Annotated in this window: 14 protein-coding genes and 1 pseudogene; 14 read left to right on the top strand and 1 reads right to left on the bottom strand. The window is 62.4% G+C overall.

Going from position 1 to position 14,017, the window contains the following annotated elements; all coding sequences use genetic code 11:
- Positions 1-110: 110 nt before the first annotated feature.
- The 9 genes from rpsD (at position 111) to ACRQDJ_RS03140 (ending at position 9,372) form a co-directional block, all read left to right on the top strand.
- Entirely contained in the window at positions 111-731 is a 621-nt protein-coding gene (gene rpsD, locus ACRQDJ_RS03180) for a 30S ribosomal protein S4 (protein ID WP_016442833.1), read from the top strand.
- Between the two features lie 237 nt (positions 732-968).
- Positions 969-3,650 carry an alanine--tRNA ligase gene (gene alaS, locus ACRQDJ_RS03175; protein ID WP_087070826.1) on the top strand — a complete coding sequence of 894 codons (2,682 nt, stop codon included), beginning with the start codon at positions 969-971 and terminating at the stop codon, positions 3,648-3,650.
- Entirely contained in the window at positions 3,650-4,141 is a 492-nt protein-coding gene (ruvX, locus tag ACRQDJ_RS03170) for a Holliday junction resolvase RuvX (protein ID WP_087070825.1), read from the top strand. Before alaS ends, ruvX begins: the two co-directional genes overlap by 1 nt.
- Positions 4,134-5,525, top strand: coding sequence for an endolytic transglycosylase MltG (gene mltG / locus ACRQDJ_RS03165; RefSeq protein ID WP_284889042.1), 1,392 nt, complete (start codon positions 4,134-4,136; stop codon positions 5,523-5,525). Before ruvX ends, mltG begins: the two co-directional genes overlap by 8 nt.
- 154 nt (positions 5,526-5,679) lie before the next feature.
- Positions 5,680-6,309 carry a prepilin peptidase gene (locus ACRQDJ_RS03160; RefSeq protein WP_087070823.1) on the top strand — a complete coding sequence of 210 codons (630 nt, stop codon included), beginning with the start codon at positions 5,680-5,682 and terminating at the stop codon, positions 6,307-6,309.
- A 117-nt stretch (positions 6,310-6,426) separates the two neighbouring features.
- A complete protein-coding gene (gene aroC, locus ACRQDJ_RS03155; RefSeq protein ID WP_087070822.1) occupies positions 6,427-7,638 on the top strand; it encodes a chorismate synthase in 1,212 nt (403 codons plus the stop codon).
- Positions 7,635-8,156, top strand: coding sequence for a shikimate kinase (locus ACRQDJ_RS03150; RefSeq protein WP_087070821.1), 522 nt, complete (start codon positions 7,635-7,637; stop codon positions 8,154-8,156). The genes aroC and ACRQDJ_RS03150 overlap by 4 nt, the downstream gene beginning before the upstream one ends.
- Positions 8,157-8,203: 47 nt before the next feature.
- On the top strand, positions 8,204-8,767 hold the full coding sequence (gene efp, locus ACRQDJ_RS03145) for an elongation factor P (RefSeq protein ID WP_016442826.1): 564 nt from the start codon (positions 8,204-8,206) through the stop codon (positions 8,765-8,767).
- Positions 8,767-9,372: a transcription antitermination protein NusB gene (locus tag ACRQDJ_RS03140; RefSeq protein ID WP_026429390.1), complete on the top strand. Its 606-nt coding sequence runs from the start codon at positions 8,767-8,769 to the stop codon at positions 9,370-9,372. The genes efp and ACRQDJ_RS03140 overlap by 1 nt, the downstream gene beginning before the upstream one ends.
- 144 nt (positions 9,373-9,516) lie before the next feature.
- On the opposite strand, the gene ACRQDJ_RS03135 is transcribed toward ACRQDJ_RS03140, so the two are convergent.
- Positions 9,517-9,894, bottom strand: a complete 378-nt coding sequence (locus ACRQDJ_RS03135) for an RNA-binding S4 domain-containing protein (protein WP_087070820.1) — start codon at positions 9,892-9,894, stop codon at positions 9,517-9,519.
- A gap of 239 nt (positions 9,895-10,133) precedes the next feature.
- On the opposite strand from ACRQDJ_RS03135, the gene mihF reads away from it, so the two are divergent.
- The 5 genes and pseudogenes from mihF to metK all read left to right on the top strand — a co-directional run bounded on the left by mihF (position 10,134) and on the right by metK (position 13,979).
- A complete protein-coding gene (mihF, locus tag ACRQDJ_RS03130; protein WP_026429388.1) occupies positions 10,134-10,442 on the top strand; it encodes an integration host factor, actinobacterial type in 309 nt (102 codons plus the stop codon).
- A gap of 95 nt (positions 10,443-10,537) precedes the next feature.
- Positions 10,538-11,107 carry a guanylate kinase gene (gene gmk, locus ACRQDJ_RS03125; protein WP_087070819.1) on the top strand — a complete coding sequence of 190 codons (570 nt, stop codon included), beginning with the start codon at positions 10,538-10,540 and terminating at the stop codon, positions 11,105-11,107.
- 66 nt (positions 11,108-11,173) lie between these two features.
- Positions 11,174-11,422, top strand: a pseudogene (gene rpoZ, locus ACRQDJ_RS03120) (DNA-directed RNA polymerase subunit omega); the annotation flags it as partial.
- Positions 11,422-12,705 carry a bifunctional phosphopantothenoylcysteine decarboxylase/phosphopantothenate--cysteine ligase CoaBC gene (coaBC, locus tag ACRQDJ_RS03115; RefSeq protein WP_087070818.1) on the top strand — a complete coding sequence of 428 codons (1,284 nt, stop codon included), beginning with the start codon at positions 11,422-11,424 and terminating at the stop codon, positions 12,703-12,705. The pseudogene rpoZ and the gene coaBC, both read left to right, overlap by 1 nt.
- A 74-nt stretch (positions 12,706-12,779) precedes the next feature.
- On the top strand, positions 12,780-13,979 hold the full coding sequence (metK, locus tag ACRQDJ_RS03110; protein WP_087070817.1) for a methionine adenosyltransferase: 1,200 nt from the start codon (positions 12,780-12,782) through the stop codon (positions 13,977-13,979).
- The last annotated feature ends 38 nt before the right edge of the window (positions 13,980-14,017 follow it).

Genomic DNA, 14,017 nt, shown 5'->3' with positions numbered 1-14,017 from the left:
ACACTAGTTCGGTTGCTTTGCGAGAAGTAACACCTGGGGTCTTAGCCGATTGTGTTGGCCCCGAACCGGCGCCGCTCGGCGCTGGAACGTACATCTACAGGAGATTATTCATGGCAGGAAATCGTTCTCGTAAGGCCGTGCGTCAGTCGCGCGCCCTGGGCATCGCCCTCACCCCGAAGGCTGAGCGCTATATGCAGCGCCGCCCCTACCGTCCCGGTGAGCACGGCCGCGGCCGCACCAAGGATTCCGACTACTCGGTCCGCCTCAAGGAAAAGCAGCGCCTGCGCGCCCAGTACGGCATCCGCGAAGCGCAGATGCGCCGCGTGTGGGAAGAAGCGCGCCGCCAGGATGGTCTGGCCGGTGAAAACCTCGTGGAGCTGCTGGAAATGCGCCTCGATGCCCTGGTGCTGCGCGCCGGCTTCGCGCGTACCATCGCCCAGGCTCGCCAGGTTGTGGGCCACTCCCACGTGATGGTGGACGGCAAGATCGTCAACCTCCCCTCCTACCGCGTAACCCCGGGTCAGGTTGTGCAGGTCAAGCCGAAGTCGCAGGCCTCCCCGCAGTTCCTCGTGGCCGCGCAGGGCGCGCACCGCGATGTGCTCCCCGCGGTTCCCGAATATCTTGATGTTGACCTGGAGAAGCTGAAGTTCACGCTGGTGCGCCGCCCGCGCCGCGTGGAAGTTCCGGTCCAGGCTGATGTCCAGATGATCGTCGAATACTACTCCCGCTAAATCAGTGGGACGTCAGGAAGGGTGCACCCGGAAAGGTGTGCCCTTTCTTTATTTCGTAGCTTGGTAGCTATGTGACAGCGATGCCCGCCGCTGCTTGCAGTGCCCACGCAGGCAGCCGCGGCGTCGTCGTAAAAAATATGCCACTCCCGCCCGTGCCTCGAAAATAGCGGGCGGGAGAGCCTGTACCATAGGTGCGTGGCCGGCTCGGCCACATAAGTCATAAGGAGACAAATACGTATGCGCACCGCTGAGATTCGCCGGCGCTGGCTGGATTACTTCGCGAAGCACGACCATCATATTGAGCCGTCCGTGCCCCTCGTGTCGCCCGATCCGTCCATTTTGTTCACGATTGCCGGCATGGTTCCCTTCATTCCTTATATCGTGGGAACCCAGCGAGCTCCGTGGCCGAGGGTAGCCTCGGTGCAGAAGTGCATTCGTACGAATGATATCGATAACGTGGGCAAAACCACGCGGCACGGTACCTTCTTCCAAATGTGCGGCAATTTCTCCTTCGGGGACTACTTCAAGGAAGGCGCTATCGACCTGGCCTTCGGGCTGCTGTGCGCGCCGCTGGACGAAGGCGGTTACGGCCTGGAAATCGAGCGGATGTGGGTGACCATCTGGGAAGAAGATGAGGTCTCCTTCAACAAGCTCGTTGAGGTGGGCGTCAATCCGGCCCATATCGTCAAACTGACCCGGGAAGAAATTTTCTGGTCCACGGGCCAGCCCGGACCGGCCGGCCCCTGCGCGGAAATCCATTACGACCGCGGCCCCGAATACGGGCCGGACGCCGTGGGCGGAACCGTAGACCCGGGCGGGGACCGCTACCTGGAAGTGTGGAACCTCGTTTTCGACCAGTACCGGCGCGGGGAAGGCTCCGGAAAGGACTACCCGTTGCTCGGGGAGCTGGACCAAACCGCTATCGATACCGGCGCGGGCCTGGAACGTATCGCCTTCCTGCTCCAGGGCAAAAATAATATGTACGAAACCGATGAGGTCTGGCCGGTTATTGCCCGCACCCAGGAACTCACCGGGCGTACCTACGGCGCGAACGAAGAAGACGACGTCCGCATGCGCGTGATCGCCGACCACGTACGTTCGGCCATGATGCTTATTAACGACGGCGTGCGCCCGGGCAATGACGGACGCGGTTACGTGCTGCGCCGGCTCATGCGGCGGGCCATCCGCTCGATCCGCCTGCTCGGGGTGGATGCCGCGGTCCTCGGCGACCTGGTGGAAACCTCGAAGAACGCCATGAAGGAGTCCTACCCCGATCTGGAGGAAAACTTCGGGCAGATTCGCCAGGTGGCGGTGGAAGAAGAAGCCGCCTTCCGGCGCACCCTGGCCACCGGCGAACAGATTTTCGCGGCGGCCGTGGATAGCGCAAAGAGCGCGCCGCATACCGGCAAGGTGATTATTCCCGGCTCGGCGGCTTTCACCCTGCATGACACCTACGGATTCCCCATTGATCTCACCTTGGAAATGGCGGCCGAAAAGGGTGTGGACGTGGACGAAAAGGGCTTCCGGGCCCTCATGACCGAGCAGCGCGAACGCGCGCGGGCCGATGCGCAGGCGAAGAAAACCGGGCACGTGGATGCCCACGTGTACCATGAGATTCTCGATGCGCAGGGCGGGCCCACCTCCTTCCTCGGCTACTTCGAGAAAGCCGCGGAAGCGCGCGTGGTGGCCATCCTCGAAAACGGGGTGCCGGTGCCGGCGGTGAGCGCACCCTCCGACGCCGATGTTATTTTGGACAAGACCCCCTTCTACGCTGAAATGGGCGGGCAGCTGGCCGATCACGGCACCATTAGCGTGGCCGGGGGCGGGATGTTCGACGTCGTTGACGTGCAGGCGCCCGTCAAGGGACTGCATGTGCACCGCGGCTCGCTGACCGAAGGGACCATCGCGGTGGGCGATATTGTGCACGCGCAGATCGATACTCTGCGCCGCCATCGGATTGCCCAGGCGCATACCGCGACCCATATGATCCACAAGGTGCTCCACGAGTTCATCGGTGAGCAGGCCACCCAGGCCGGCTCCGAGGATGCTCCCTCGCGGTTGCGTTTCGACTTCCGGCACGGTTCGCAAATCCCGGTGGATGTGATGACGCAGATCGAAGCACGCGCCAATGAACGCCTCCAGGACAACCTGGAAGTCACGTGGGCCGAATACCCGATTGAAGAAGCCAAGAAACTCGGGGCGCAGATGCTCTTCGGGGAGAAATACGGCGATATCGTGCGGGTGGTCTCCATTGATGATGCCTGGTCGCGGGAATTCTGCGCCGGCACCCATGTGGCGAATACCGGGGAAATCGGGATGATTACCGTGCTGGGTGAATCCTCCATCGGTTCCGGGGTGCGCCGTATTGACGCGCTGGTGGGTGAAAGCGCCTACGCGCAGGGGGCGCGCGAACGCGCCCTGGTTTCCCAGCTCACCGCGATGATGGGGGTGCGCCCGGAGGAACTCCCCGAGCGTATCGACACCATGCTCGGCAAGCTCAAGGCGGCCGAAAAGCAAATCGCGGCGCTGCGCCAGAAGGATATTGTGGGGCAGGTGGACACGGTTATTTCCCAGGGCGTGCACCTGGGCAATCGCACCCTCTACCGCGCTCACCTGGGCGTGGTAGAAAGCGCGGATGACCTGCGGGTGCTCGCCACGGAAGTGCGCGGGCGGCTGGCCCCTTCCGATGATTTCATCGTGATTATTACCGGGATTAGCAATGAGCGGCCCCTCATCGTGGTGGCGGCGTCCGAAGCGGCGCGCAGTGCCGGGATGAAGGCCGGGGCGCTGGTCTCGCGCGCGGCGAAGATCCTGGGCGGGGGCGGCGGCGGTAAGCCGGACCTCGCGCAGGGCGGCGGCTCGGACGTGACGAAGCTGGATGAAGCCCTCGCGGTTCTGGAAGCGGAGCTGCGCGGCTAATGCGGCGAGGCGTACGGATCGGAGTGGATGTAGGGCGGGCACGCACCGGCGTGGCCAGTTGCGATAGCGACGGTATCCTCGCCACTCCGGTCGCCACGCTCCCGGCGAATGGCACGGACGTGAGTGAGGTTGCTCGCGAGGTGCGCGAGCGTGGCGCCATTGAGGTGATCGTGGGCTTGCCGCGCAATATGGATGGGAGCGAAGGGGCCTCCGCGCGGTATTCGCGCAGGTGGGCGCGGCGTTTAGCCCGGCGTATCGCTCCGGTGCCGGTGCGGCTATTCGACGAGCGCCTCTCCACCGTGGCCGCCCACGCACAGCTGCATGAGGCGGGGCGCAGCTCGCGGCGCCACCGCGCCGTTGTTGACCAGGTTGCCGCGACCGTTATTCTTAATAATGCGTTGGAAGCAGAGCGGCTCACCGGCGCACCTGCCGGCGAACTCGTGGCGGCGACAACCGAAGCGCAAAGCGAAGCGAAAGGCGATAATGAGTGACGTTTTTGACCGCTTGAGTGCGGACGACGCCGATACCCCGCGCCGTCGCCAATCGGGTGCGCGGGGGAGGTCTCACGGGGCTGGCTCGCAGCGAGGCGGCGAGTTGCGCGGCGCGGCGTCGCGAAGCGGCGAGTTACGGGGCGGCTCCCAGCGGGGCACGGCGCGCGGAAACCATCCGCACGGGCGCGGCTCGCAGGGGCGGGGAAGCTCCGGGCGGGTACCGGCCGGGCGCAGCTCATCGGGGCGAAATTCAGAAGGCCGCAATGCCGCGGAGGCGAGGCGCCGAGCCGCGGCGCGGCGCAATGAGCGGGCCCGCTTGCGTAGGCGCCGTCGTATCACCACCGGAATTATTACTGTTCTTCTTGTCACCGCGCTCACCGCGGCGGCTGTTATTTTCTTCCCGCGCCTGCTCCACAGCTCCGATACCGTGCGCGATTACAGCGGAGAAGGAACCGGCCAGGTCGTGGTGCGGATTCCGGAAGGAGCCACCGGGCGGCAGATCGCCGCGGTGCTCGCCGAAAAAAATATTGTTGCCACCGAAGGCGCATTTATTGATGTCTTTTCCCGCGACCCGCGCTCCACGGGTATCCAGGCCGGGGCCTATACCTTGCGCGAGCAGATGTCCGCATCGGCCGCGCTATCCGCGCTACTGGACCCGGCCAATGCCGCCACAATTAAGGTGACGATTCCCGAAGGCTTCACAAAATGGCAGGTGCGGGACCGGCTCGGCAACCTCATGGATATCGATGTTGGCGTGGTCGAAGATGCGATGAACGACGCCGCAGCTCTCGGGCTGCCCGCGGAAGCCGGCGGGAATGTGGAAGGCTGGCTGGCGCCCGCCACCTATGATTTCGACCCGAATACCACGGTGACCGAGGCACTCCAGCAGATGGTGGAGGTCCAGGTGGGGCGCCTGGAAGCTAGCGGTGCGGAGCGGAGCCGGTGGCAGGCGGTGCTCACCACGGCCTCTATCGTGGAACGTGAAGGGCACCCGGCTGATTATCCGAAAGTTGCCCGGGTTATCGAGAACCGGCTCGGGGATAACGCCCCGGAGGTCGCCGGGCGGCTCCAGATGGATTCCACCGTGCTTTACGGGGTGGGTAAATCCGGCGGGGTACCCACCCGGGCCGAACTGGACGCGGATAATCCCTATAACACCTACCGGGTGAAGGGCCTACCGCCCACCGCTATCGGGGCACCCGGGGTGGAGGCCATTGAAGCGGCCGTCAATCCGGCCGAGGGCAATTGGCTCTACTTCACCACCGTGAATCTGGAAACCGGGGAAACGAAGTTCACGGCCGATTACGAGGAACAGATGCGTTTCCAGGCCGAATTCCGCGAGTGGTACGCCGCGCATCCGGACGGAGAGAAAAAGGACCATTAGCGCAGCCGCGTATAGGTACGACGGCGCAAGCTGCTTTGGCACGTGCCGATTCGGCGGTGCCGGTACTTATCCCCAGGTTGCCCAAATGGCGGTGCTATCCACAGGGGGCAAGCTGGGGCTGGTTGAGGCGCTGGGTCATCCGTAATCTGAGCGCATGACCTTCTTTTCTCGCGAGCGCATCCTGCGCGGTACCCTCAGCCCACCGGTAGCGGTCGTGCTCCTGCTGGGCCTGAGCCTGTGCTGGGCAGGGCTGGGATGGTCGCGCGCGGTAGGTGCGCTTGCCAGTGGGCGCCCGGTTAGTGATGCTGGTGCTGCTGGCGCTGCTGGCGCGCTCCTGGCGGCCGGAACACTTTTAGGCGCCGGTGCGCTTGCGCTTCTTTGTGAGGGCGTGTGCGGGGCATTCCTGGCGCTTGCCGCGGTGGTGGATGCGCGGGTGCAGCTCCTTCCCGATCCGCTGCTGGCCGCGGCCGGGGGAGCTGCCCTCACGGGGATAGCGCTGCGCGGGCAGTGGGAGGATCTCGCTATCGGAGCCGTGGCCGGCCTGGGCGGCTACGTGGCGCATCGCTTCGCCCAGCTCGGCTGGGGTGATGTCAAAATGCTTATCGTGCTGGGATGGTGGACGGGCCCGCAGCTCGGGCTCACCCTACTCCTCAGTGTGCTGGGCGCGGGTATCTTTGCCGCGGTACGGGTGCTGAGCGCTCGGCTCACCCTGGCTGATGCGGTGCCGCTCGGGCCGTGGCTCATGGGCGGTGGCGCCCTCGCCTGGCTTGCCGGGCTAGGATAGGTAGGCGCCTGCATCCCGGTAGCACTGGGCTACAGCGGGCGGAACGGAACCGCTTACTCATCTGGTATCAGAACGGGTAGCGGGACCTATGAACATAGGAACGGGGAAGGACGGCGCATGATTCGGTGGTCAACAGCGGGGGAATCCCACGGAGCAGCCCTCGTGGCACTCATCGAGGGGATCCCGGCGGGCCTGAGCCTGAGTTCGGATACCATTCGCGATCAATTGGCCCGCCGCCGGCTCGGCTACGGTCGCGGTGCCCGCCAGAAATTCGAACAGGATAAGCTGCACGTTCTTACCGGATTGCGGCACGGAGCCACCCTCGGTTCACCCATTGCCCTCGTTATTGAGAATTCCGAATGGCCCAAATGGGAAGCGGTCATGTCCGTTGATCCGGTCCCACCCGAAGCCCTGCTGCGTAATGCCGGGCGGGGAGATAGCCAAGAACTTGCCCGTAATAAGCGCCTCACCGCGCCCCGGCCCGGGCACGCCGATCTCACCGGCATGAATAAATACGATCACAGCGATGCTCGGAATGTCCTCGAACGCGCCTCGGCCCGGGAAACCGCGGCCCGGGTGGCTCTGGGTGCCATCGCCCGCGAGTACGCGAACCAAAGCGCCGGAATCACCATTCTTTCCCGGGTGGTAGCCATCGGCTCCGTGAGTGACACTTCGGATACCGTTCCGGGGCCGGGCGATGCCGCGGCTCTCGATGCTTCGCCGGTGCGCTGCCTGGATGAGGCCACGGCGCAGGCCATGATGGATGAAGTTGATCGGGCGAAAAGCGCGGGGGATACCCTGGGCGGCGTCGTCGAAATTCTTGCCTACGGCGTGCCGCAAGGCTTGGGCAGTTACGCAACCCCCTACGGGCGTCTTGATGCGGAACTGGCCCGCGCCATGATGTCGATCCAAGCCGTCAAAGGCGTGGAAATCGGGGACGGATTCGCCACCGCCAGCAGGCCCGGCAGCCAGGCCCATGATGAGATTGTCCGCACGGAAGATGGCGTGCACCGCCTGACCAATCGGGCGGGTGGCATCGAAGGCGGCATGTCCAACGGCGAAACGATCCGGGTACGGGTTGCTTTCAAGCCGATTTCTACCGTCCCGCGGGCCCTGCGTACTATCGATACCGAAACCGGGGAAGCCACCACCGCGCTCCACCAGCGCAGCGATGCCACCGCCGTGGTTCCCGGAGCGGTTATCTGCGAAGCGATGATGGCCTTGGTACTCGCGGAAGCACTCCAGGATAAATTCGGAGGGGATACCCTCGGTGATACCCAAGCGGCGGTGCACGCCTACCTGAACCGCATCCCGGAGGAACGCCGATGAGCGTGCGGGCAGTGCTGGTCGGGATGCCGGGAGTGGGCAAATCGACCGTGGGAAAGCTGCTGGCCAAGGATCTAGAGCTTCCTTTCGCCGATTCGGACGCTCTTATCGTCAGCGAAACCGGGCAGAGCATCCCGGAGATTTTCCAGACGGTAGGGGAAGAGGGATTCCGGCGGCTGGAAGCCGATATTATCGCGCGCACTCTCGCGGATTTTGACGGCGTGCTCTCCCTGGGGGGAGGCGCTATTTTGAGTGAGGCCACCCGCCGGGCACTGCGCGGCTATCCCGTGGTTCTTATCGAAGCGCGGATGGATATTTTGGTGCGGCGTATTACCGGATCACGCACCCGCCGCCCGCTCCTCGAGGATAATCCGGCGGCGCGGCTGCGCGAACTGGACCGGGAACGCACTCCGCTCTACCGCGATATCGCCAGCGTGACGGTGACCTCCGACGGGGGCTCCCCGCACCGGGTGGTACGCCGGATCCGCGCGGCTTTGGAGGCGTGTGCGTCGCAAAGATGAAACTCCCCGTGTAAACTTGGGGAGGACTATTTCTGAAAGGATACCTTGTGGCAACAACCAATGATTTGAAGAATGGCATGGTCCTGGTATTCGACAACCAGCTGTGGCAGGTTGTTGAGTTCCAGCACGTCAAGCCGGGCAAGGGCCCCGCTTTCGTGCGGACCAAGCTGAAGAATGTCCTCTCCGGCAAAACTGTGGATCGCACCCTCAACGCGGGCATTAAGGTCGAAACCGCCACCGTGGACCGCCGCGATATGCAGTACCTCTACCATGACGGCACCGATTTCATCTTCATGGATGAGGATACCTACGAACAGGTTCCCGTCACCGCTGAAGTTATGGGCAATCTCGCGAACTTCCTGCTGGAAAACCAGAAGGCCATCGTCGCTTTCCACGAAGGTAATGTGCTGTTCGTGGAACTGCCGGCTTCGGTGATCCTCGAAGTGACGGAAACCGAACCGGGTCTTCAGGGCGACCGCTCGAATGCGGGCACCAAGCCGGCCACGGTGCAGACGGGTTACGAACTCCAGGTGCCGCTCTTCCTCAATATTGGGGACAAGATTAAGGTTGATACGCGCACCGGTGAATACATTTCCCGGGCGAACGACTAATGGCTAAACAGAAGAAACGCCGGTCCACGGGCCGTTCCACCCAGCGCCATCGCGCCTTGGATGTGCTTTTCGAAGCTGATGAAAAGAACATCACCTCGGAAGCGGGTATTCTCGAGCTCCTTGCCGAACGCCAGCGTGTCTCCACGGCCCAGGTTCCCATCGGGGAATTCGGCTCGCAGATCGTGACCGCTTACGCGCAGCAAATCTCGCAGGTGGATACCCTCATTGAGGCCTCCTCGGAAGATTGGTCGCTCGAGCGCATGAACGCGGTGGATCGCAGCGCTTTGCGCGGTGCGGTTGCCGAACTCATGTACCTGGGGACTTTCCGCGGTGCCGTGATCGTGGAGTGGACCAACCTAGTGCGCGAATTCTCCACGGACCGCTCGGTCGGTTTCGTGATGGGCGTGCTCAACAAGGCTGCCGATATCCGCGAACGTGAGGAAAGCGGCAGCACACCCATTCTTCAGAACGACGACGCCGCTAGCGCGGTGGAATCTGGCGAAGAAAGCGAGCCTTCGGAATCCGATGAGGCGGGCCTCATCGCCGCTATCCGCACCGGCCAGTTGGATACTCCCGAAGCCGGCGAAGTTGGCGTAGAAGAATAAGAGTTTCTCTGACAACCAGTACCTCATGGCGAGTTTCCGTGAAAATCTCACGGAAACTCGCCATTTTGTGCATGTGAAATTTCGTTACGCAGCCCCTGGTGTCCTATAGGCCACGATAGTTGTGCATCCCCGGGATCCGCGGGGTTACCGGCGGCCGTAATTGGAATTGCGGCCGAAAAGGCGGTCGAGTTCGCGCCGTTCTTTCTTCGTGGGGCGGCCGCTACCAGGATCGCGGCGCATCACCGGCAGATAAACTTTCTCCCGCACCGGGGTGAGATCCTCGTAATTTTCCCGGGCCAGCGGAGCGCTCGTCCGCTTGGTAATAATTCCGGTAACTTTGAGGATCCGATCAAAACCTTCCACCCGGTAGCGCACCACATCACCGACACGGACTTTCGCGGCGGGCTTGACCGGTTCATCGTTGATGCGCACGTGGCCAGCCTTGCATTCGGAGGTGGCGAGCGAGCGGGTTTTGCACTGGCGCACACTCCATAGCCACACGTCAATCCGGGTCGTTTCCATGGCTGTAGCCTACCCGGACGCCGCTACTGGTCGCGAACTTCGTCACAAGCCGCGGCGCTGACCTGCCGCGATGGTTTTATAAAAAAACAAGGGCGTGGCTTCTTATATTATTTAGCGCTATTTCGCTCTACGCTACTAACAAGACGAAGAAGTTTCGTAGCGTCAGCGTCGCCGTGACTGATGTTGACGGAATTGTTATGAGCACCAGGGTATATCTGATGCGCTAGAAAGGGGACACTGTGGAGGTACCACCACTTACTCCGGAGCAGCGTCTCGCCGCTTTGGATAAGGCCGCCGAAACACGGCGGCGCCGCGCGGAACTTTTGCAGCAACTGAAATCCGGACAGCTGCACCTTTCGGAGGTTTTGGCTCAGCGTGATGACCCGGTCGTTGCGCGCACCCGCGCCAGTGTGCTGCTGCGGGCACTTCCCGGTATCGGTGAAGCCAAGGCCGCGCGGGCCATGGCCGATATTGGGATCGCTCCTTCCCGGCGCGTGCGCGGGTTGGGTGTACATCAAACCGCGGCCCTCATCGCGCTTTTCGGTTAAAGGCTGAGCCCGGGCAGGACTCAACTACTCCCGGCGGCCGGCACAGAAAAACGCGAGCGAAAATTGTGTCGTAGGGCTGTGGCAGAATAAATGTCATGACACCTGAGGATCATCGCCGTATCTGCGTGCTTGCCGGCCCTTCCGGGGTAGGGAAAGGAACCGTGGTTGCGCAGCTCCTTGAGCGGGAGCCGCGCATCTGGCTCTCCATTTCTGCCACCACGCGCGCCCCTCGCCCGGGGGAACGCGAAGGGGAATCCTACTTCTTCGTGGATGATGAACACTTCGATCACCTCGTGGAAAGCGGGGAGATGCTCGAATGGGCCGTTGTCCACGGGAAGCACCGTTACGGAACCCCGCGCCAACCCGTGCTGGAAGCATACGCAGCGGGAAAAATTCCGCTTCTCGAAATCGATCTGGCAGGGGCGCGCCAGGTTCGCCAGTCGCTGCCCGAAGCTTTCCAGATTTTTCTAGCCCCGCCGTCGTTCCAAGAACTTGAGGCGCGGCTTCGGGGGCGCGGTACCGAAACCGAGGAGGCCATCGACCGCCGCCTGGAAACCGCCCGTGGCGAATTAGCTGCGCAGGAGGAGTTTGACGCCGTCGTCGTAAATGACACCGTGGCACGTGCCACCGGCGAAATCCTCGACCTCATCGCCCCAAAGCGTTAGAATAAAAGGCCGAAGCTTCACGGTGGTACCCGCACGCGGTGCCACGTTTATCCAGAAGGGAACTACATGTTCGGAACTGTTCCGGAACCCGAAGGTATTACCAACCCGCCCATTGATGATCTTCTCGCAAAGATTGACTCGAAGTACGCGCTGTGCGTGCTTTCAGCGGATCGTGCGCGTCAGATCAACTCCTACAAGCAGGAAATGGCGCGCGGGGACGGCAATATCGAGCATTACGGTGCGCTTGTCTCGGCGGAACCGGAAGAAAAGCCCCTGTCCATCGCGCTGCGTGAAATCGCCGAGGACAAGCTCGAATGGCAGCTGGACGAAAAGTAGAGCACACGCCGCGCGTCGTTATCGGCGTGACCGGAGGTATCGCCGCCTATAAAGCGGCCTACCTCGTCCGGCTTTTTGTGAAAGCCGGTGCGGATGTGCATGTTATTCCCACCCCGGCCGCCCTGGAGATGGTCGGGGCCACCACGTGGGAAGCTCTCACCCACCATCCCGTTCTGGTGCGCACCAGCGAACACGCTGATGAAGTCGCGCATGTTCGGCTCGGAAAAGAAGCCGATCTCATTGTGATTGCCCCGGCAACTGCGAATACCGTCGCGAAAGCCCGGGCAGGCATAGCCGATAACCTCCTCCTCAACACCTTGCTGGGGGCGCAATGCCCGGTCGTCATGGCACCGGCGATGCATACCCAAATGTGGGAACATCCGGCCACTCAAGAAAATATTGCGGTGCTCCAGGCACGCGGGGTGCATATTATTCCACCCGCCACCGGGCGCCTCACCGGGGCGGATTCAGGGCCCGGGCGGCTGCCCGAACCGGAAGAGATCTTCGCGCACGCCTGGGCTATCCTCACCGGCGACAACCCGGAAACGCGCGCCATGCAGGATACTGCTGAGCACGTGTCGCTGCGCGGGCGGCATATTCTCGTTACCGCGGGCGGTACTCACGAGGCTCTCGACCCGGTTCGTTTTATCGGCAACCGCTCCTCGGGGCGCTTCGGCTTGGAAATTGCGCGCGCCTTGTTAGAGCGCGGCGCGCAGGTCACCGTGCTAGCGGCCCATGTAAGCCGCGATATTACCGCACTTGCTCCGGGAGCTGAGATTGTTCCGGTCAGTTCGGCACGCGATCTTCACGAAGCGGTTCTGGCGCGGGTGAAGGATGTGGATGGCGTGGTCATGAGCGCGGCGGTGGCAGATTTCCGCCCGGCCGAAACCGCCGCGAGCAAACAGAAAAAAGACGGCAGCGGCACGCGCGTTGTCGAACTGGTGGAAAACCCCGATATTTTGGCTGATATTTCACATAAACGGCGCCGGACTGGCCAGCTCATCGTGGGTTTCGCGGCGGAAACCGGGGACGCGGGCGGAACCGTCTTGGATTACGGACGGGAAAAAGCGCGGCGCAAAGGCGCTGATTTACTTGTCATCAACCGGGTGGGGGAGAAAGCAGGATTCGGCGAGGTACCTACCGAGATCACCGTGGTCACGCCAGCGGGTGAGATCATCGCGAGCGGAGCGGGCACCAAAGCCCAGATGGCTGTTATCATTGCGGGCCTTATAGCCGATCACTTCACCACCGAGCGCGTATAGAATAAGGCTTGCCTTACCTGCCAGCCGCTGGTGACTAATACTGACGAAATAGTTTGAAATAGCGAGGGGATACGATGCATTACCGGCAACCGTTCACGTCCGAATCGGTCACGGAAGGACACCCCGATAAGGTGTGTGACCTCATCTCCGATTCCATTCTTGACGCGCTGCTCGCGTCGGATGAGAATTCGCGCGTCGCCGTGGAGACCATGGTGACCACGGGATTGGTGCACGTGGCCGGTGAAGTGACCACGGATGCCTACGCGGATATCGCTCATATTATCCGCAATGTGGTGACCGGGATCGGGTACAACTCCTCGCAGGTCGGCTTTGACGGAAATTCTTGCGGCGTGACGATTTCCATCGATGAGCAAAGCCCGGATATTGCCGCTGGCGTGAATACCTCCCTGGAACGGCGGGAAAGCCAGGAATCCGAATACGATCATTTCGACCTGCAGGGCGCCGGAGACCAGGGCCTCATGTTCGGGTACGCCTGCAATGAAACCAAAACGCTTATGCCCGCGCCCATTCTGCTCGCCCATCGCTTTGCCGAACGCCTGGCACTCGTGCGGCGCGAAGGCGTGGTCCCCGGGCTGCGCCCCGACGGGAAAACGCAGGTCACCATTGACTACGAAGGCGCGCGGCCCGTGGCCCTCAATACCGTGGTCATCTCCAGCCAGCACGATGAAAATGTGCAGCGTGACTGGCTCACGGAAACCCTGCGCGACCACGTGGTCACACCCGTCCTCGAAGAAGAAAATATCGATATTGATACCGATAAATTCTCGCTTCTCGTTAACCCCTCGGGGCGTTTCGTGGTGGGAGGACCGATGGGCGACGCCGGAGTGACCGGCCGCAAGATCATCGTGGACACCTACGGCGGGATGGCCCGGCACGGCGGTGGGGCTTTTTCCGGTAAAGACGCCTCCAAGGTGGATCGCAGCGCGGCCTACGCGGCGCGCTGGGCGGCCAAGAATGTGGTTGCCGCCGGGCTCGCTTCCCGGTGCGAACTCCAGCTGGCCTACGCGATCGGGCGCGCCCACCCGGTATCCGTGCGCCTGGATACTTTCGGCACGGAAACAGAAGAACTGGGCCGCATCGAAAACGCGGTTCAGAAGGTCTTCGATTTCCGCCCCGCGGCGATTATCGACGCCCTGGAACTCAAGCGCCCCATTTTCGCGAAGACGGCTTCCTACGGTCATTTCGGGCGGGAACTTCCCGAATTCACCTGGGAGAAAACGGATCGGGTTGAAGAACTTCTCCGCTCTATCTAGGGATGACTGAGGTAGGGCGACCTGAGGTATCTCAGATA

This window comes from Actinotignum urematis (assembly GCF_051264595.1).
Lineage (GTDB): Bacteria > Actinomycetota > Actinomycetes > Actinomycetales > Actinomycetaceae > Actinotignum > Actinotignum timonense_A.
Note: the sequence above shows the minus strand (reverse complement) of the source record. Positions and strands in the feature narration are given on the sequence as shown.

What these genes read in the sequence shown, in the direction of transcription:
- metK (WP_087070817.1), top strand. Translation starts at nt 12,780, where the DNA reads ATGCATTACCGGCAACCGTTCACGTCCGAATCGGTCACGGAAGGACAC.
- ACRQDJ_RS03150 (WP_087070821.1), top strand. Translation starts at nt 7,635, where the DNA reads ATGAGCGTGCGGGCAGTGCTGGTCGGGATGCCGGGAGTGGGCAAATCG.
- coaBC (WP_087070818.1), top strand. Translation starts at nt 11,422, where the DNA reads ATGGCAGCTGGACGAAAAGTAGAGCACACGCCGCGCGTCGTTATCGGC.
- ACRQDJ_RS03135 (WP_087070820.1), bottom strand. Translation starts at nt 9,894, where the DNA reads ATGGAAACGACCCGGATTGACGTGTGGCTATGGAGTGTGCGCCAGTGC.
- alaS (WP_087070826.1), top strand. Translation starts at nt 969, where the DNA reads ATGCGCACCGCTGAGATTCGCCGGCGCTGGCTGGATTACTTCGCGAAG.
- ACRQDJ_RS03160 (WP_087070823.1), top strand. Translation starts at nt 5,680, where the DNA reads ATGACCTTCTTTTCTCGCGAGCGCATCCTGCGCGGTACCCTCAGCCCA.
- ACRQDJ_RS03140 (WP_026429390.1), top strand. Translation starts at nt 8,767, where the DNA reads ATGGCTAAACAGAAGAAACGCCGGTCCACGGGCCGTTCCACCCAGCGC.
- rpsD (WP_016442833.1), top strand. Translation starts at nt 111, where the DNA reads ATGGCAGGAAATCGTTCTCGTAAGGCCGTGCGTCAGTCGCGCGCCCTG.
- mltG (WP_284889042.1), top strand. Translation starts at nt 4,134, where the DNA reads ATGAGTGACGTTTTTGACCGCTTGAGTGCGGACGACGCCGATACCCCG.
- ruvX (WP_087070825.1), top strand. Translation starts at nt 3,650, where the DNA reads ATGCGGCGAGGCGTACGGATCGGAGTGGATGTAGGGCGGGCACGCACC.
- aroC (WP_087070822.1), top strand. Translation starts at nt 6,427, where the DNA reads ATGATTCGGTGGTCAACAGCGGGGGAATCCCACGGAGCAGCCCTCGTG.
- gmk (WP_087070819.1), top strand. Translation starts at nt 10,538, where the DNA reads ATGACACCTGAGGATCATCGCCGTATCTGCGTGCTTGCCGGCCCTTCC.